General features: G+C 61.5%; 22 protein-coding genes. 6 read left to right on the top strand and 16 right to left on the bottom strand.

Annotated features, from left to right (window positions below; all coding sequences use genetic code 11):
- The first annotated feature begins 9 nt into the window (after positions 1-9).
- Together PMI24_RS22305 and PMI24_RS22300 are read left to right on the top strand one after the other, a co-directional pair.
- Complete coding sequence (locus PMI24_RS22305) at positions 10-549, top strand: AidA/PixA family protein (protein WP_007957946.1); 540 nt, start codon at positions 10-12, stop codon at positions 547-549.
- Between the two features lie 139 nt (positions 550-688).
- Positions 689-1,099 carry a low affinity iron permease family protein gene (locus PMI24_RS22300; RefSeq protein ID WP_007957945.1) on the top strand — a complete coding sequence of 137 codons (411 nt, stop codon included), beginning with the start codon at positions 689-691 and terminating at the stop codon, positions 1,097-1,099.
- 46 nt (positions 1,100-1,145) lie between these two features.
- Here the strand turns inward: PMI24_RS22300 and PMI24_RS22295 are convergent, their stop codons facing one another.
- The 8 genes from PMI24_RS22295 to PMI24_RS22265 all read right to left on the bottom strand — a co-directional run bounded on the left by PMI24_RS22295 (position 1,146) and on the right by PMI24_RS22265 (position 6,970).
- A complete protein-coding gene (locus PMI24_RS22295) occupies positions 1,146-1,649 on the bottom strand; it encodes a DUF4142 domain-containing protein (protein WP_007957944.1) in 504 nt (167 codons plus the stop codon).
- A 75-nt stretch (positions 1,650-1,724) separates the two neighbouring features.
- The gene (locus PMI24_RS28995; RefSeq protein WP_007957943.1) at positions 1,725-1,880 is read right to left on the bottom strand and encodes a KGG domain-containing protein; all 156 of its coding nucleotides are present in this window, start codon (positions 1,878-1,880) and stop codon (positions 1,725-1,727) included.
- A gap of 118 nt (positions 1,881-1,998) precedes the next feature.
- Positions 1,999-3,348 carry a sensor domain-containing protein gene (locus PMI24_RS22290; protein WP_007957942.1) on the bottom strand — a complete coding sequence of 450 codons (1,350 nt, stop codon included), beginning with the start codon at positions 3,346-3,348 and terminating at the stop codon, positions 1,999-2,001.
- A 77-nt stretch (positions 3,349-3,425) separates the two neighbouring features.
- Positions 3,426-4,064, bottom strand: coding sequence for a LysE family translocator (locus PMI24_RS22285; protein WP_007957940.1), 639 nt, complete (start codon positions 4,062-4,064; stop codon positions 3,426-3,428).
- A gap of 60 nt (positions 4,065-4,124) precedes the next feature.
- On the bottom strand, positions 4,125-4,541 hold the full coding sequence (fos, locus tag PMI24_RS22280; protein WP_007957938.1) for a fosfomycin resistance glutathione transferase: 417 nt from the start codon (positions 4,539-4,541) through the stop codon (positions 4,125-4,127).
- Positions 4,542-4,545: 4 nt separating this feature from the next.
- Positions 4,546-5,265, bottom strand: a complete 720-nt coding sequence (locus PMI24_RS22275) for a hypothetical protein (protein ID WP_007957936.1) — start codon at positions 5,263-5,265, stop codon at positions 4,546-4,548.
- 35 nt (positions 5,266-5,300) lie between these two features.
- Complete coding sequence (locus PMI24_RS22270; protein WP_007957934.1) at positions 5,301-6,038, bottom strand: hypothetical protein; 738 nt, start codon at positions 6,036-6,038, stop codon at positions 5,301-5,303.
- A gap of 20 nt (positions 6,039-6,058) precedes the next feature.
- Complete coding sequence (locus tag PMI24_RS22265; protein ID WP_177323257.1) at positions 6,059-6,970, bottom strand: LysR family transcriptional regulator; 912 nt, start codon at positions 6,968-6,970, stop codon at positions 6,059-6,061.
- A 78-nt stretch (positions 6,971-7,048) separates the two neighbouring features.
- Between PMI24_RS22265 and PMI24_RS22260 the strand changes: the two genes are divergently transcribed.
- Positions 7,049-7,537, top strand: coding sequence for a DMT family transporter (locus PMI24_RS22260; protein WP_007957930.1), 489 nt, complete (start codon positions 7,049-7,051; stop codon positions 7,535-7,537).
- Positions 7,538-7,571: 34 nt separating this feature from the next.
- On the opposite strand, the gene PMI24_RS22255 is transcribed toward PMI24_RS22260, so the two are convergent.
- The 5 genes from PMI24_RS22255 to yiaY all read right to left on the bottom strand — a co-directional run bounded on the left by PMI24_RS22255 (position 7,572) and on the right by yiaY (position 13,330).
- On the bottom strand, positions 7,572-8,903 hold the full coding sequence (locus tag PMI24_RS22255) for an MFS transporter (protein ID WP_007957928.1): 1,332 nt from the start codon (positions 8,901-8,903) through the stop codon (positions 7,572-7,574).
- A gap of 81 nt (positions 8,904-8,984) precedes the next feature.
- Positions 8,985-9,911, bottom strand: a complete 927-nt coding sequence (locus PMI24_RS22250) for a hydroxymethylglutaryl-CoA lyase (protein WP_007957926.1) — start codon at positions 9,909-9,911, stop codon at positions 8,985-8,987.
- Positions 9,908-11,101 (bottom strand): CaiB/BaiF CoA transferase family protein, encoded by a 1,194-nt coding sequence (locus PMI24_RS22245; protein ID WP_007957920.1) that lies wholly within the window; start codon positions 11,099-11,101, stop codon positions 9,908-9,910. Before PMI24_RS22245 ends, PMI24_RS22250 begins: the two co-directional genes overlap by 4 nt.
- Positions 11,102-11,204: 103 nt before the next feature.
- Positions 11,205-12,113: a LysR family transcriptional regulator gene (locus PMI24_RS22240; protein WP_007957919.1), complete on the bottom strand. Its 909-nt coding sequence runs from the start codon at positions 12,111-12,113 to the stop codon at positions 11,205-11,207.
- Positions 12,114-12,181: 68 nt separating this feature from the next.
- Positions 12,182-13,330 (bottom strand): L-threonine dehydrogenase, encoded by a 1,149-nt coding sequence (gene yiaY, locus PMI24_RS22235; RefSeq protein ID WP_007957917.1) that lies wholly within the window; start codon positions 13,328-13,330, stop codon positions 12,182-12,184.
- 154 nt (positions 13,331-13,484) lie between these two features.
- Here yiaY and PMI24_RS22230 point away from each other — a divergent pair, with 154 nt between their 5' ends.
- Positions 13,485-14,504, top strand: a complete 1,020-nt coding sequence (locus PMI24_RS22230; RefSeq protein WP_007957915.1) for a DUF4917 family protein — start codon at positions 13,485-13,487, stop codon at positions 14,502-14,504.
- Here PMI24_RS22230 and PMI24_RS22225 read toward each other — a convergent pair whose 3' ends face one another.
- Positions 14,505-15,047 carry a helix-turn-helix domain-containing protein gene (locus tag PMI24_RS22225; RefSeq protein ID WP_007957913.1) on the bottom strand — a complete coding sequence of 181 codons (543 nt, stop codon included), beginning with the start codon at positions 15,045-15,047 and terminating at the stop codon, positions 14,505-14,507.
- 108 nt (positions 15,048-15,155) lie between these two features.
- On the opposite strand from PMI24_RS22225, the gene PMI24_RS22220 reads away from it, so the two are divergent.
- Positions 15,156-15,938 carry an aldolase gene (locus PMI24_RS22220; protein WP_007957912.1) on the top strand — a complete coding sequence of 261 codons (783 nt, stop codon included), beginning with the start codon at positions 15,156-15,158 and terminating at the stop codon, positions 15,936-15,938.
- 26 nt (positions 15,939-15,964) lie between these two features.
- Complete coding sequence (locus PMI24_RS22215; RefSeq protein WP_007957911.1) at positions 15,965-16,846, top strand: dihydrodipicolinate synthase family protein; 882 nt, start codon at positions 15,965-15,967, stop codon at positions 16,844-16,846.
- Positions 16,847-16,919: 73 nt separating this feature from the next.
- On the opposite strand, the gene PMI24_RS22210 is transcribed toward PMI24_RS22215, so the two are convergent.
- Complete coding sequence (locus tag PMI24_RS22210) at positions 16,920-17,264, bottom strand: YegP family protein (protein ID WP_007957910.1); 345 nt, start codon at positions 17,262-17,264, stop codon at positions 16,920-16,922.
- 22 nt (positions 17,265-17,286) lie between these two features.
- Complete coding sequence (locus tag PMI24_RS22205) at positions 17,287-17,868, bottom strand: DJ-1/PfpI family protein (protein WP_007957909.1); 582 nt, start codon at positions 17,866-17,868, stop codon at positions 17,287-17,289.
- Positions 17,869-17,889 lie beyond the last annotated feature (21 nt).

Below are 17,889 nucleotides of genomic sequence, written 5' to 3'. Positions count from 1 at the left end.
GAATCCATGATGACCACCGAACCGATCCCCTCACCGTCTTCCATCACCGAGAACGCGCACAATATTCTGTTGATCGTCGATGCCGAATCAATACGCTCGCGCTATCCGGACCCCAGCCTGAATTCCGAATCGCCGACAATCATCAGCGATGGATTCGTCTTTTTCACCGCAGGTAACGAAGCAAATAAAATAGTTACAAATGACAGCAAAGTCACTTTACCTGTCGACATTGGTCGTATTGTTCATTTTCGCGGAAGAACGGTCAGTCTCATCGCCGAGCATAGCGTTGTGGTCTACGGCATGAAGGTCGACACGAACACCGTACTTTCAGATCCGGCCCTGCAAGTACACCCGGACCTCACGGTCCCCGCCCCCAACCCGGATAAACCGACTGAACCGGGCAGCCAGAAGGCCCACGATCACTTCTGGGCGTGCACACCCAAAGCTCCAGGCACGGCAAAGCTCGAACTGAAGTTCATGCTGGTCAACCAGCAATGCGAGGCTGTGGGGTACTTCAGCTGGACCACTGAAGTTGAAGTGACGAACTGAACCACAAAAAACCGGCCGCCTGGGCCGGTTTTTTATCAATCGTGGTAGCTGCCCCGTAAGGCCACGAGCCTTGTGAGTAGAATTTTCCGCATCCCCCCGATGTCTGAATTTCAAGCTCCCCCCAACAAGGAACACGGCCATGAAATTCGCAAAGATTTCGCAAACGCTGGCGCTCTGGGCCGGCAGCCCCAAAACGTTCATGGGGGCTTTGATTCTGATCGGGCTCTGGGGGTTGAGCGGGCCGATTTTCGATTACAACGATACCTGGCAACTGATCATCAACACCTCGACCACGATCATCACGTTCCTGATGGTGTTCCTGATCCAGAACACCCAGAACCGCGACACTGACATCCTGCATTTGAAACTCGATGAGTTGCTGCGGGTGAACAAGGAGGCGCAGAACGCGATGCTCGGGCTGGAGTCGCTGGATCTCAAGCAGCTGGAGGCGTTGCGCCGGCATTACCGGGCGATGGGCGAGAACGAGGTGTTTGACCTGGAAGGTCTGGGGGACAAGAGCAAGCCGAAGCAGGATCTGAACGATTGTTGAAGCAAACAAAAAACGGCGCCATGAGCGCCGTTTTTTTGCCTCGGATTTAGCGGCTTGCCTGAAGAGCCCGAGCCATTTCCAGATGGCTCTGGAGTTTCGGCAGTGTCTCGTCGGCAAACGCCTTGATCTCCGGCACGTCGGTGGTCTGGGCTTCCTGCTGGATCTGTTCGATGGCTTCTTCCGTGGCTTTGACCTGGCTGGCGGCGTAGGCCTGATCGAAACTCGCGCCCTCTTTGACTTCCGGCATCAACGCCTTGGCCTTGTCGGCGACTTCTTCGCGGGGCGCAACCGGGAGGTCCAGTTTCTTGGCGATTTTCGCCAGATGCTGGTTGGCCGTGGTGCGGTCGTTGATGACGACGATAGTGTAATCCTTGACCTCTTTGGACTCGGCCTTGCTGTGCGCCATACGACTGGCCTCGATGTCGGCCATGCCTTTGGCCGAGGCTTCGTTTATGAAGTCGGCGGGCGACTGGGCAAACGCGCTGCTGGCAAACAACCCCAGCAGGCTGACAAAACTGATGTGGCGTACTCGGGTGGCCATCCGGCTCATGGTCGCGCCCTCCTTCTTTGCAGATTCAAGCGGGAGCTTGCGCCCCCGCCTCTCAATCAAAACAACCTTCGCCGACTACTTCGATTTCTGAGCAGGCTTGCGGCCCATGTCGGTTTTAGGCTCTTTGTCGACAGTCGTGGTGGTGGTTTTCCCACCTTTGCGACCGACTTCAGACGCCTTCGTTCGATCGTTGGCGAAGTTTCCCGAGTTCGAGTTTCTTGAGTTAGGCATGATTCTCTACCTCTTGGCATTGATCGTAAGCGAGCAGGTGCCCGCCTAGATTGAGAATTTCCTGACCGCCAAAGGTTTAGAAAAGTTGCCGTCGTCGCGACGAACGGTGACCCGCCAATCAGCTGTCCAGCCGCCGATGATTCAAGCGTTTGGCGGCGTACATGGCCTGGTCGGCATGACGGAACAGTTGCTGTTCCTCATCGCCATGCTCGGGATAACGGGCCACGCCGATGCTCGGTTCGATGTGCAGGTTGTGCCCGTCCAGGCGCATGGGTTGCACCAGTACCTGTCGGATTTTTTCCGCCACGCTGTCGGCATCGTCGGCGGCGTGGACGCTGTGCAGCAGCACCACAAATTCGTCGCCGCCGATCCGCGCCACGGTGTCGGTTTCGCGCACACAGCCTTTGAGCCGGTTGGCCACCGTCTGCAACAGCATGTCGCCGACCCCATGGCCAAACGTGTCGTTTACCTGTTTGAAGCGATCCAGATCGACATACAGCAGCGCCATGTGCCCGGACTGTTCCCGCGCATGGCTGAGCGCGGCCTTGAGCCGGTCGCGCAGCAGCTCGCGATTAGGCAACTGGGTCAGTTGATCGTATTGCGCCATGCGTCGCAGGCGGGCGTGCAGTTGCTGGCGCTCGATGGCGGTGGCGACCTGGGCGCAGACGTATTGCAGCAGTTCCTTGTCGCGCTCGGTGTAGCGCTCGCCGCCGGGCAGGCTTTTGACGATCAGCGCGCCGATGGTGCGGTCTTTCGAACTCAGCGGTACACCGAGCCAGCACGGCGATTGCTGACCGACCACCAGCGCGGCGAACTCCGGCGGCGCGTGGGGGCAATCCGGGGTCAGCAGGATTGGCTGACCGCTGCGGATCACTTCCGCACACAGGCGACCGGTGACGGTGCCGGGTTGCTCCGGTTGCAACTCGTCATCGTCGACGTGATAGGGAAAATTCAGCTGCGCGCAGTGTTCGTCGTACAGCGCCACCGAGAAATTCAGCGCCGGCAGCCACTCGCCGATGATCAGGTGGATACGCTTGAACAGCGCCAGCAGATCCTCCGCCGCATGGGCCGCTTCGGAGATCGCGTACAACGCCGCCTGACGGGATTCGGCGAGTTTGCGCTCGGTGATGTCCCGGGCCACGGCGATGCGCAGTTGGTCGACCTCCGACCACCGCGCCGACCACAGGATATGCACGAGGCTGCCATCCTTGCGCACGTAGCGGTTTTCGAAGTTGTGCTTGGGCTCGCCGCCCATGATGTCGCTCGCGGCGGCCAGGGTGCGCTCACGGTCGGCCGGGTAGACGTAGTCGATCATCGACTGGCCGATCAGTTCGTCAGGCGTGTAGCCGAGAATCCGCTCGCAGGCCGCGCTGACAAAAACGAAACGACCTTGCTTGTCGACCGCGCAAACGGCGTCCAGCAACAGATCGATGTAACTCGCCAGCGGCGCGGAATTTCGGCTTTCCATGGTTCAGCGTGGGTGTCCGGGCAATGCAGCACTGTTCAACCATCCGTGACCTCGACCTCGCATCCCAGCGACTGTTTTCAAGCCTTGTTCGGCATCAACCCCGGCAGCGCATGCACCAGCGCGTTGATGGCAAAACCGATGAACATGATCCCGCACAACCGGGTGATCGCCAGTTCATGACGCTGGTACAGGGTACGCACCTGGCGCGCTCCGACGATGCCAATGAGGATAGCGTAGGCGAGCAATCCGCCGAGGAAGCTCAAGGCGATCAGCATCGGCAGCATCGACCAGTTGAGCAGTTCGGCGCGACTCGACAGCAGCGCGGTAAAGGTCGCTACCGCCACCGGGTAAGCCTTGGGGTTGGTCAGGCCGAACAGGATGCCGTGCCAGAACGGCTGACGCGCCGCGCCCTGCGGCTGCTCACCGTTGCTGCGCTTGGCCCGCACCGCACGCCAGCCGAGCCAGAACAGGTACAGGCCGCTGAGTACACCGAGCACATCGAACGCGGTGCTGCCGATTTCCCGGGCGCCGACAATCGCGATCAGCGCGGTGCTGCACCAGATCACATCGCCCAGCAGATGCCCGCACAGGAACCCCGCCCCGGCCCGCCGCCCACGTGCAGCGCCAATGCCGAACACCGCCAGCACACCCGGCCCCGGCGTGATGCCGTAAATGAAACCCGAGGCCAGCACGGCCATTAGCAACGATGGAGTCATGGAAAACCTGCAAGTCCCGGAAAACGTGGCCGCCAGTCTATCCCAGCGGTTTGTGAATATTCACGGCTCGTTGAAAAAACGCATCCCCGCATAGGGCTTTTGCCGACACGCGGCCAGTCGCGAGGCCAGATCACCGACGTGGGCTTCGAGTTTGTGCCCGTCCGGGTCGAGGAAGTAGAACGACGCGCCTTCGCTGCGGTTGTCGCGCCATTCCTGCACGTTGGCGGCGCGAAGCTGTTGCACGAACAGCGGGAAGTCCGCCGCGGCGAGGCTGAAGGCGTAATGGGTGTAGTCGGCGGCGGGTTCGGGATTTCGCTTCGGATCTAGGGACAGGCACAACCACAATCCCGGAAGCGACAGATAGGCACCGGCGTCCCAGGTGGCCTCGACTCGCAGCTTCAGCACGTCGCGGTAGAACGCGAGGCTGCGGTCCAGATCGGTGACGGCGAGGGTCAGGTGGTTGAGGCCGGTGAGCATCGGGTCAGTAACCTCTGAGGTCTTCGGGAATGGTGTATTGCTTGCCGTCGTAGGTCAGGGTGATTTGGTTTTTGGTCAGGTCGGTGGTTTTGGAAACGCACTCTTTGCCTGACTGGGCCGATGTGGACACCGAACCACTCGAAGAAACGATCAAATCTGCAAACCCATTGTGGCTGAACGGGCCGATTTCGACAGTTCTGCGAATTTGCGTGTCCTTGTTTTCACACTCCCCCGTACCCTCGCCGAACTCCTTGCGAATGACCAGACCTTCCAATACAGGTCGTAGCTTTGCGCCTTCGCGGACGTACAGCGTCAAGTCTGTCCTCGCATAGGGATTGGCTCTCGATAGATGGACAGAGAAATCCGAGCGCAGGCCGAACGCGCGAACGTCCGACGCGAGACGGTAACGGGCGGTATCGATCTTCAGGTCATCGAACCGGGTAGCATCGGAGTTGTAGGCGCCGGGCTTGGTATAAGTCGCCACCGGTTTGGCGTCGGAAGCGTTGAGCAGTGAGAGTTCCAGGTCGAACACTCCATCCTGGTCACCTTCGGAATCGGGCACGAATGTGGACTTCGCCGAAATCGCCTTGTCGGGGAAGGCCGGCCACACTTTGCAGCGTGACAGGGAGTGTCCGTCGAGTTTTTTTACCTGACAGGCAGCGTGGACCTGAGTGGTGACGGCCAGAAAGCCGAGGGCGAAAAGAAGTCGGGTTGAGGTGAGCATTGTTCTTCCTTGAAATAAGTCGCGTTGGCTCTGTATCACTCGATGGCTTTGAAACCTTTAGGCAAGACGTAGGATTTTCCGTCGTAGCGAAGGATCGTCAGCACAGGTTTACCGGTTGTGGTTTTCTCATCACAAGTGTCTGGATCGCCTTTGCCAACAGTACCCGTAGTCACCGATTTGACGATCAGATCGGCGTAACCATGAGAACTGGTCACTCCAATTTCGATAGTGCGCAGGGTACTGGCGCGCTCGCCCGCACAATTTCCATCCCACTCTCCGTTGTAGCGATACACCACAAGCCGATCCAGCACTGGCCGTAACGTGTCGCCCTCTTTCACGTAAAGGGACAGCGAAGCCTCATCCATGGGATTGACGCGGGAGGAGCCTTTGAAGACGACTCGAACACCAAAGGCCCGAATTTCAGGGGTCAATTTGTAGCGCGCCGTATCGAACTCCAGACTTTCCAGCGCGAACGCATCGGACTGGAATGCAGAAGGCTTGTGATAGGTGGCCAGAGGCTCCGGATCCTCGACCGAGACAACAGAGAGAGCAAGATCGTAACTGCCGACATCACCGGTTTTGCCATACACCGGATCCGGCTCAAACTTGGAGACAGCCTTGAGCGTCAAACCAGGAAAAGCCGGCCACGCCTTGCAAACTGAAAAATCCCGCGCGCCCGTCACAGGCGCAGGCACACAATCAGCCAACACCTGCCCCGCCATCATCGCCCCACACAGCGCCACCCAACCAACAACCCCAGACTTCAATGTCACGCCCCGCTCCTTGATGTTCTTCAGCCGCGCACTATCCCCTGCTCAATCCGTCGATTCAACCAGTTCAACGCCTGATCCCCGCCCCGCCGCTTGTGCCATGCCGACACAAACGTGAACGGCGCAATTTCAAACGGTGGCGGCACGATGATCAGCGATTCGTCAGCCACCTCATTCAACGCCCGCGAAGCGACGGTCAGGATCAGGTCCGTGCCGCTGATGAACTGCGGCGCAACGCTCCAGTGCGGCAGGCTGATGGCGACGCGGCGGCGTTCGCGCAGGGCGGTCAGGGTGCGTTCGATTTCCGGGGTGCCGCTGCCGCGCATTTCCAGCAAGACATGAGGACGGGAGAGATAGGTTGGCAGGTCGAGAACACCTCCGGCGGGAAGGCTCCGGCGATCCAGAAGGCAGACGTAGCGCTCCTCGAACAGCGGCGTGCTGCGCAGTTCGCCGGGCAATTCGGGGAGTACGCCGGCGGCGAGGTCGATGTCGCCGTTGAGCAGGCCTTCGACCATGCCTTCGCGGCTGGCATGGCTGATTTGCAGGTCGATGCCCGGCGCTTCCGCGCGCAAGGTGCGAATCAGCCCGGGCAGGATGATCGCCGCGCCGTAGTCTGACATTGCGAGGCGAAAGGTCCGACGGGCGCTGGCAGGATCAAAGGTGTTCGGCGCCAGCAGCGATTGCACTTGGGCCAAGGTTTCGGCCAGCGGCGCCGCCAGCTCCAGCGCCCGCGCGGTGGGCACCAGCCCCGAACCGGCCCGCACCAGCAATGGATCACCGAGCAAGTCGCGCAAGCGCGCCAGTGCATGGCTGACTGCCGGTTGACTCAGGTGCAGGCGTTCGGCGGCGCGGGTCACGTGTTGCTCGCCGAGCAAGGCGTCGAGAATCACCAGCAGGTTGAGGTCGATGCGGCGCAGATCATTCATTCGATGCATGTTCCAGATACCAAAACAGAATTTAAATCTGCTCGACGAATACCCTAGAGTCCAGCAAAACCTTGCCGGAGAACGATCATGGGAACGATGCAGTGGGTCGGATTGCTGCTGTTGGCGGTATTCGCCGGGGCGGTGGTGCCGTTCCAGAGTGCGATCAACATCAATCTGGCCCGGGGGTTGGGGCATCCGCTGTGGGCGACGCTGACTTCGCTGGTGGTGAGTGTGCTGGTGTTGTTGCCGGTGATTGTCGCCCTGCGCCTGCCATTGCCGTCGCTGGCCCTCGCCAGCAAGCTGCCGTTGTGGATGTGGACCGGCGGCGCGTTCGGGGTCTGCTTCGTCGCATTGGCGGTGGTATTGCTGCCGAAGCTGGGGGCTTCGGGATTTCTGGCGCTGGCTTTGGCCGGGCAAATGATCACGTCAATCGTGCTGGATCACTTCGGCCTGTTCGGGTTGGTGGAGAGGCATCTGACGTTGCCGCGTGTGTTCGGCGCAGTATTGTTGATGGCAGGAGTGGCGCTAATTCAGTTTGGTGACTCGGCTGCCAGGTCAATGGCACCGGCGGGCTGATCGATCGCGTTATCGGAACGATCAGCCCGAAGCCTCAGTACTTATCCAGCGTGCGCAATTTCTGCGGCAGGCCCCACAGCAGCAACGCTGCCGCGATCAGCGCCGCCACGCCGATGACATACAGCGCCGGCGTGGTGCTGCCGGTCAGGTCCTTGATCCGGCCGACCATCACCGGGCTGACGATACCGCCGAACTGCCCCAGTGTATTGATCACCGCAATCCCGCCCGCCGCACCGGCCCCGGCGCCGGCCAGCAGCTTCGGTGGCAGGGTCCAGAAGCTCGGAATGGCGGCGATGATCCCGGCCCCCAGCAGGCCGAGAGCGACGATCAGGAACGTGGTGTGGCTGGCAAAAATCCCCGCGCTGAAGAAGCCGATGGCGCCGACGATCACCAGCCCCGCGACAAACTTGCGCCGCTCACCCGTGGCATCGGACAAACGACCGATCACCACCATGCTGATCGCGCCACAGATGTACGGGATCGAGGTCAGCAGACCGATCATCACCGGACTTTCGGTACCGGCACTGCGGATCAGTTGCGGAGCCCAGAAATTCAGGCCGTAGGACGCGACCTGGATCAGGAAGTAGATCAGCCCCAGCGTCAGGAAACCCGGAATCTTCAGCGCCGCCAGCAACGAGCCGCCACTCTTGTGCGGTTCGTGATGGGCGATGCGGCTGGCCAACAGTTTTTTCTCTGCCGGGGTCAGCCAGTGCGCGTCCTCGATGCGGTCCTTGAGCAAGGTCAGCACCAAAAAGCCCAGGCCGATGCACGGCACACCGCCGAGCAGAAACAACCAGTGCCAGCCGCGCATTTGCAGCACGCCGTCGAGGTGCTCCAGCACCAGTCCGGAGAACGGCGCGCCGACCAGCCCGGCAAACGCCGAGGCCAGGAACAGCATCGAAGTGATGCGGCCACGGAAGTGCTGCGGAAACCACAGCGTCAGGTAATACAGCACGCCGGGGGCGAAACCGGCCTCCATTGCACCGATCACAAAGCGCAGCACGTAGAACTGCCATTCGCTGTTGACGAACACCATCAGCGCCGTCGCCACGCCCCAGGACATCATGATCCGGGCGATCCAGCGCCGCGCGCCGACCTTGTACAGCATCATGTTGCTCGGCACTTCGAACAGCACGTAACCGACCACGAACAGCCCGGCGCCGAGACCGTAGGCGGTGTCGCTCAGGCTCAGGTCGGTCTGCAACTGGAACTTGGCGAAGCTGATGTTGATGCGGTCGAAGAAGGCGAACAGGTAGCAGACCATGATCAATGGCATCAGGCGCCAGGCGACCTTGCTGACCAGGGCTTTTTCGGCGTCGTGATCGACGGACGGGCTCGCGCCCGCCTCCATTACATTGAGGCTCATAGCGTTGTCTCCAGGCGGACTGCCGGTGGGCGTCCGATTGTTTTTGTTGTCTGGTTCGGGTGAGTCAGCGAGCGTGTGACATCAGGTGGGGATCGGGTGCAGGTCGCAATTGCGTCCGGCCTTGGCCAGTTGCCCTGGTACTTCGTGGCCCAGCAGCGCGGGCAAACCACGGGACAGTTTCAGCAACAGCGGCAGGTCGATGCCGGTGTGAATACCGACTTCATTGCAGAGGTTCACCAGATCTTCGGTGCAGATGTTGCCCGATGCGCCGGGCGCAAACGGACATCCACCGAGCCCGCCCAACGCCGCGTCGAAACGCCGGGCACCCGCTTCGTAAGCCGCCAGCACGTTGCACAATCCCAGGCCTCGGGTGTTGTGGAAATGCAGGGTCAGGTCCGCCGCCGAAACCCGCTGCAATACCCGTCGCACCAGTCGATCGACCTGTCGCGGATTGGCCATGCCAGTGGTGTCGGCCAGGGTGATGCCCTGAATGCCCAGCTCCTGATAGGCCTCGACGATTTGCAGCACGCGGTCTTCGTTGATCGTGCCCTCAAACGGGCAACCGAAGGTCGTCGCGATGCTGCCGTTGAGCCGCACGCCCGAGCCGCTGGCGAAGCTCACGATCTCGCCGAACGCTGCCAGCGAGGCTTCGCAACGCATGCGCATGTTCGCCAGGTTGTGGGTCTGGCTGGCGGACATCACCAGATTCAGTTCATCGGCGCCGGCCTCCAGTGCCCGTTGCGCGCCCTTGAGGTTGGGAATCAGCGCGACGTAAATCACTCCTGGCTGACGCTGGATACTCTTGAACACCTGCTCGCCATCGCGCAGGGCCGGGATCGCTTGCGGCGAGACGAACGAGCCGGCCTCGATGCGGCTGAATCCTGCCTGTGACAGTTGATCGATCAGTGCGATCTTGTCTTCGGTCTCGACCCAGGTCGGTTCGATTTGCAATCCGTCCCGTGGCGAGACTTCCTGGACGATCAGGGTCTGCGAGTAATCGCTGATCATTGCACCACCCCCTGGCTTTTCAGGCGTTCGATGTCCGAGGCGGTCAGGCCGAGACCGGCGAGAATACCGTCGGTGTGCTGACCGAGGCCGGGGCCCGACCAGTTCACTCCGCCGGGGGTTTCCGAGAGTTTGGGCACGATGCCCGGCATCTTCACCGTTGCCCCGCCGGGCAGCTCGGCATCGAGCAACATGTCCCGGGCCTGATAGTGCGGATCGGCAACGATGTCGGCCACCGAGTAGATGCGGCCGGCCGGCACTTCGGCGGCTTCCAGCGCCGCCAGTACGTCATTGATCGGCAGACTGCTGGTCCAGTGAGTGATGGCGGCGTCGAGCAGACCGCTCTTCGCAGCGCGACCGTCGTTGTGGGCGAATTCTTCGGCTTCGGCCAGATCATCCCGACCGATCACCTGCATCAGGCGCTTGTAGATCGGGTCGCTGTTGCCGGCGATCACCACGTAGGCGCCGTCAGCCGTGAGGTAGGTGTTGGACGGTGCGATGCCCGGCAACGCGCCGCCGCTGCGTTCGCGGACATGGCCGAGCATGTCGTATTCCGGCACCAGGCTTTCCATGACGTTGAACACGCTTTCGGCCAGCGACACATCGACAATCTGCCCGCCACCCTGCCCGGTCTTGACCCGCAGCAGCGACATCAGCGCGCCGATGACCGCGTGCAGCGAAGCCAGCGAATCGCCAAGGCTGACACCGACCCGCGCCGGTGGCGAACCGGGGGTGCCGGTGGTGTAGCGAATGCCGCCCATGGCCTCGCCGATCGCGCCGAAACCGGGACGGTCGCGGTAGGGGCCGGTCTGGCCGTAGCCGGAAATGCGCACCAGCGTCAGGTTGGGGTTCAGCGCGTGCAGCACGTCCCAGCCCAGGCCGAGTTTTTCGAGGGCGCCGGGGCGCAGGTTTTCGATAATCACGTCGGCATCGCGTGCCAGTTGCTTGACCAGTTCGATGCCTTCGACGGACTTCAGATTGAGCGCCAGGGATTTCTTGTTGCGCGATTGCAGGTACCACCACAGCGACGTCCCTTCGTGCAGCTTGCGCCATTTGCGCAGCGGGTCGCCCTGACCCATGGCTTCGATCTTGATCACTTCGGCGCCGAATTCGGCAAGCATGCGCGCGGCAAACGGCGCGGCGATCAGGGTGCCGATTTCGATCACTTTGATCGCACTCAGGGGGGCAGTCATCGCGGGGTACCTCTTGTTCTTGGAATTGCAGCCAAGGCTAGAGGAACGTCATGGCTGCAATCCAGCCGTCACTCGGCAACGGGCGTTCGCCAAACGCGAACGCTCAATTGCCTGCGCGCAAGTGCTCGAACAGGATCCGGCTCACCGGCGACAACCCCGCCTCGTCACGCACTACCACGATCAAGTCGCGATCCGACCAGCCATCGGTCAGCGGCACCGCTTGCAGCCCCAACGCCCGCCCGAACAATTCATAGGCGCGCTGCGGCAGGATGCCGATGCCCATGTTGGCCTGCACCATCCGGCACACCGCGTCGAAACCCGGCACATGAATGCGGATGCGCAGCACCTTGCCGGCCTGACGCGCGGCGGCGTGGGTGCGCATGTTGATCGAACTAGCGGCATGCAGGCCGACGTAATCGCTGTCGAGGGTTTCACTGAACGCCACGGATTCACGTGCGGCCAACGGGTGCTCGGGCAGCATCACCACCACCAGTTTGTCCCGGCGATAGCGCACGCTGTGCAGGCCTTTGATGTCGCTGTCGCTGGAGCAGATGCCCAGATCCGCCACGCCATCGAGCACGCCCTGAACCACCCCGGCACTGGGCCGTTCCTCAAGGTCGGTCTTGACCTGCGGGTGTTGCGCGGCGAAGTCGCGCAGGTCTTCGGGAAGAAACTGAATGATTGCCGACAGGTTCGCCAGCATCCGCACATAGCCGCGCACACCGTGGCTGTGCTCGCCCAGTTCGAGGCCCATTTTCTCGACGTTGAACAACATCTGCCGGGCGTGGTGCAACAGGGTTTCGCCGGCCGGGGTCAGGGTCATGCCCTTGGCCTGACGCACGAACAGGCTGATGCCCAGCGCTTCCTCCAGTTCCATCAAGCGCTTGCTCGCTGCCGACACGGCTATCGCCTCGCGGGACGCGGCACGGGTCAGCGTGCCTTCCTCGTGGACGGCGACGAACAGTTGCAGGGTGATCAGGTCGAGGCGGCGGATCAGGCTTTTTTGCAGCATGCAGGACTCGGCGATGGCAGCGCGGACGAACACGCAGCATAGCGTTGTTCGCCCGCCTCGCGCCCGCCTCAGAAGGCGCTGCGGAAAATCTCCTCGATCTGCCGCTGATCCGCCGCCCGCGGATTGGTGAAGCCGCAGGCGTCTTTCAGGGCGTTGGCGGCGAGTACCGGGATGTCGGTGCATTTGGCGCCCAGATCACGCAGGCCACCGGGAATCTCGACGTCTCGGGCCAGGCAACGGATCGCATCAATCGCGGCTTTTGCGCCCTCTTCCGGACTAAAACCGCGAATATCGGCGCCCATGGCGTGGGCCACATCAGTCAGGCGATCGGCACAGACCAGCGCGTTGAACGTCTGCACATGCGGCAGCAACACCGCGTTGCACACGCCGTGAGGCAGATCGTAGAAACCGCCCAACTGGTGCGCCATCGCATGCACGTAACCGAGGGACGCATTGTTGAACGCCATGCCCGCGAGGAACTGCGCATACGCCATGTTTTCCCGCGCGGCCAGGTCGCTGCCGTCGCGCACGGCCAGGCGCAGGTTGCTGCTGATCAGGGTCATGGCCTTCAGCGCGCAAGCGTCGGTGATCGGGTTGGCGGCGGTGGACACGTAGGCTTCGATCGCGTGGGTCAGTGCGTCCATGCCGGTGGCGGCGGTCAGGCCTTTCGGCATGGCGACCATCAGCGCCGGGTCGTTGACCGACAGTAGCGGCGTGACGTTGCGGTCGACGATGGCCATTTTCACGTGGCGGGTTTCGTCGGTGATGATGCAGAAACGGGTCATCTCGCTGGCCGTGCCGGCGGTGGTGTTGATGGCGATCAGCGGCAGTTGTGGCTTGGCCGATTGATCGACGCCTTCGTAGTCGCGGATCTGCCCACCGTTGGTGGCGCACAACGCAATGCCCTTGGCGCAGTCGTGGGGCGAGCCGCCGCCGAGGGACACGACAAAATCACAGCGACTGTCCTTGAGCAGCGCCAGCCCGGCCTCGACGTTGGCGATGCTCGGGTTGGGTTTGGCGCCGTCGAAAATCACCGAATCGATGTCCTGCATCGCCAGTTTCTCGGCGATCATGGTCGCCACGCCGGCCTTGGCCAGACCGGCATCGGTGACGATCAGCGCCTTGCGAAAACCGTAGTTGCGGATCGCGTTCATGGCGTCGTCGAGACAGCCGCCGCCCATGATGTTGACTGCTGGAATGAAAAAGGTGCTGCTCATGGCGCGTCTCCTGACTGGGGCCGAATCGACTCCTGCGATCCGGCGGATACACACAGGATCGACCGATCGGTCACGGCGGATGTTGATCTGGCTCAATGCCCGCTCGTGATAAAGTCGCCGCCCATCTGCCCTTTGTTTTGAGACGTGCCCTGCAATGACCGATTTTCTGGATGTCGACGCCACACTCGAAGACTGGAACGCGTTGCGCGCCACCACCGACTTCCGCGGTCTGCTGCTGGGCAACGGCGCCAGTCGTGCGGTGTGGGACGATTTCGGCTACGACTCGCTGTTCGAAAACGCCCGCACGGTGGAAGAAAAACCCCTGAGTCCGTCGGAACTGAGCGTGTTCGACGCGATGCAGACGCGCAGTTTCGAGCAGGTGCTCGGCGCGCTGAAAACCACCAGCCGGGTCAACAAGGCGCTGGCCGTCAGCTCGGCCGCACCGCGCAACCGCTACTACGCGATCAAGGAAGCGCTGATCAACACCGTGCACGCGGTACACATTCCGTGGCGGCTGATCGAAGCCTCGACTTTGGCGACCCTGAACAGTGAACTGGCGCGTTATCGCACGGTGTTCACCACCAATTACGACCTGCTCAATTACTGGGCTTTGCAACATCAGGGTGAGGTCATCGACGACCTGTTCAACGGCCCCGATGCCAGTTTCGATCTGTGCGAAAGCAGCACGGAAAAACCGCGTCTGCTGTACCTGCACGGTGGCCTGCATCTGGTGCGCAATCAGGACGGCACCGCGCGCAAACTGACCGCCACCGAGGGCACGCTGCTCGGCAGTTTCGCGATCAACAACACGATCAAGACGCTCGACGACGTGCCGCTGTTCGTCAACGAAGGGCCGAGCGCCGACAAGCTCAAGACCATCCGCAGCTCGGATTACCTGTCGTTCTGCTACGACCAGTTACTCGGTCACGGCGACAACCTGTGCATCTTCGGCCACGCCCTAGGCGAGCAGGACAGCCACCTCGTGCGCGCCCTGCGTCTGGCGAAACCGAAGACCGTGGCGATCTCGATCTACCCACGCAGCGCGGCGTTCATCCAGCACCAGAAGCGCCACTACGCAAAGCTGTTCGAGGGCACGGGCGTCGAGTTGCGGTTCTTTGATTCCAAGAGCCATGCGCTAGGGAATCCGAAGCTGTCGGTACCGGTCGAGGTCTGATCACTCCTCGCTGCTGTGCACCACCACCAGCAACTGCGCCTGCACCTCGCCCACTGAGCGGATGCGATGGGGTTTCTGCGCATTGAAGTGCAGCGCATCGCCCCGCTCCAGCAGCACCCGTTCGTTCACGAAGTCCACTTCGACCTGGCCTTCGTGGACGAACAGGAATTCCTCGCCCAAATGCTCCTTGAAGGTTTTGTCGGTGAATTCGCTCGGCGGATAAATGATGAACGGCAGCAAGCTGCGTTCGCTGACCTGATGAGCCAGCACCGCATAACCTGGGCTGTGATCGTTGGCCGCCAGCGACTGGCGTTCGTGGCTGCGCACCAGGCTGTAGCTGTCGAGGCTGACGTTGTCTTCGGAGAACAGCTCCTCGACTTTCACGTTCAGCGCCTTGGCCAGTTTCAGCGCGGCGGCAATCGACGGCGTGTTCAACCCGCGCTCGACTTTCGACAGATAACTCTTGGTCATGCCGGATTTCTCGGCCAGCGCCTCAAGGGTTACGCCAAGTTTTTTTCTCAATAATTTCAAACGGATAGACATGCGAAGCGATTAATCCAGCAAAGGAAAGACGATTTGTCCTTGCCAATGACACAAAGTGTCATATAGCCTCTTAAGTGTCATCCATGGCAACCACCACAGGACACGGATATGGCGAAGACATTAGCACTACCCAAAGACGAACTGGTCAAGCAAGCGCTGACCCAGATGCAAAAAAGCCTGGCGGATAATACGTGGACAGACCGGCAAAAGCTGGCCCTGACCTGCCGGATCCTCTTCGAGAACGGCCACGATTCGGGCCTCGCCGGGCAGATCACCGCCCGTGGCCCGCAGCCGGGCACTTACTACACTCAGCAACTGGGCCTGGGTTTCGACGAAATCACCGCGAGCAATCTGCTGCTGGTCAACGAAGACCTGGAAGTGCTCGAAGGCCACGGCATGGCCAACCCGGCCAACCGTTTCCACAGCTGGGTGTACCGCGCCCGGCCGGACGTGAACTGCATCATCCACACGCACCCGACGCACATTGCCGCGCTGTCGATGCTGGAAGTGCCCCTGCAGATTTCCCACATGGACCTGTGCCCGCTGTACGACGATTGCGCGTTCCTTGAAGGCTGGCCGGGTGTGCCGGTGGGCAACGAAGAAGGCGAGTTGATTGCCGGGGCGTTGGGCGACAAACGGGCGATCCTGCTTTCCCACCATGGGCAGCTGTCGACCGGCACGACCATTGAGGAAGCCTGTGTCATAGCGCAACTGATCGAACGCGCCGCCAAGCTGCAGCTGCTGGCGATGGCCGCCGGGACGATCAAACCGATCATCCCCGAGCTGGGTCGCGAGGCCCATGACTGGGTCTCGAAACCCAAACGCCATGCTGCCGCGTTCAACTACTACGCCCGGCAGAACCTGCGTCAGCACGCCGATTGCCTGAACTGAACACCTCATCCTTGCGGAGCACTCTCATGTCCAACATTCACGGCATCATCGGCTACACCATCACCCCGTTCGGCGCCAATGGCGAAGGCGTTGACCTGCCGGCCCTCGGCTGCTCCATCGACCGCCTGATCGCCGGCGGCGTCCACGCCATTGCGCCATTGGGCAGCACCGGCGAAGGCGCCTATCTGAGCGATGCGGAGTGGGACCAGGTCGCCGAGTTCAGCATCAAACACGTGGCCAAGCGCGTGCCGACCGTGGTCAGCGTGTCCGACCTGACCACCGCCAAAGCGGTACGCCGCGCCCGTTTCGCCGAGGCCCATGGCGCCGACGTGGTGATGGTGCTGCCGACGTCCTACTGGAAGCTGACCGAGGCGGAAATCCTCGCCCACTACCGCGCCATCGGCGACAGCATCGGCGTGCCGATCATGCTTTACAACAACCCGGCCACCAGCGGCACCGACATGTCGGTGGAGCTGATCCTGCGCATCGTCAACGGCGTGGAAAACGTGACCATGGTCAAGGAGAGCACCGGCGACATCCAGCGCATGCACAAGCTGCAACTGCTCGGCGAAGGCCGCGTGCCGTTCTACAACGGCTGCAACCCGCTGGCGCTGGAAGCGTTCGCGGCCGGGGCGAAAGGCTGGTGCACGGCGGCGCCGAACCTGATTCCGCAGCTCAATCTGGATTTGTACGAAGCCACGCTGGCGGGGGATCTCGGCAAGGCGCGGGAGCTGTTCTACCGCCAGTTGCCGCTGCTGGATTTCATCCTCAAGGGCGGGTTGCCGGCGACGATCAAGGCCGGTCTGCGACTGACGGATCTGGAAGTCGGCGATCCGCGTTTGCCGGTGTTCCCGCTGAGCGAGGCCGGGCGTGATCAGTTGCAGGCCATTCTCAAAAGCCTGAGCTGATCTTCAGGCACAGCAAAAACCCAGTGGGATCGGCGCACTGCCGGCCCCACGGGGTTTTGTGTTGAAGGTGGATTCAAAGCACCGGCAGTGTCTTGTCCTTGATCACCTTGGACGGCCCGTTGGCCTTGACGCTGGCGATGCCTTTGGCACACGCCGCGTCCGATGAGTAGGATTCGCTGCTGCCGATGATCTGGTGATTGGCCGCCTTGAGGTTGAAGTAGGGGTGGCCGTCCTTCGTCGATTTTTTCTCGTAGCGTTCGTCCAGCGGGCTGTTGGTCTGCACCGAGGCAATGCCGTTTTCGGCGGCCGTGCGGGTGGTGTACAGCTCGCTGGTCAGAATGGTTTCGGCATTCGCCGCTTTCAGTACGAACTTGAATTGGCCGTTGCTGCTTTTGCTCAACTCATACCATCCGGACATGTTGCTTCTCCTTATCGATGTGTCACAGGGTGATTTTGGTTCCGAGCAACCCGAGGAAACCCGCTAGCCATTTCGGGTGCGCCGGCCAGGCGGGCGCGGTGGCCAGGTTGCCCTGGACGTGGCCGTCCGTGACCGGGATGTCGATGTAGGTGCCGCCGGCCAGCCGCACTTCCGGGGCACAGGCCGGATAGGCGCTGCACTCCCGCCCTTCGAGAATTCCCGCTGCTGCCAGCAGTTGCGCGCCGTGACAGACGGCGGCAATCGGCTTGCCGGCCTTGTCGAAAGCTCGCACCAGTTCGAGGACTTTTTCGTTCAGTCGCAGGTATTCCGGCGCACGGCCGCCGGGCACCAGCAGTGCGTCGTAATCCTTGGCATCGACCTTGGCGAAATCGAAGTTCAGCGCGAACTGGTGACCGGGTTTCTCGCTGTAGGTCTGGTCCCCTTCGAAGTCATGGATCGCGGTGCGCACGGTCTTACCGGCAGCTTTATCCGGGCACACAGCATGCACGGTGTGCCCGACCATTTGCAGGGCCTGAAACGGCACCATCACTTCGTAGTCTTCGACGTAATCGCCGACCAGCATCAGAATTTTTTTCGCGGCCATGGACAGGACTCCTCTGGTGAA

Source organism: Pseudomonas sp. GM25, from assembly GCF_000282255.1.
Lineage (GTDB): Bacteria > Pseudomonadota > Gammaproteobacteria > Pseudomonadales > Pseudomonadaceae > Aquipseudomonas > Aquipseudomonas aphyarum.
The sequence above is the reverse complement of the archived record's forward strand: the minus strand, read 5'-3'. Positions and strand labels throughout refer to the sequence as shown.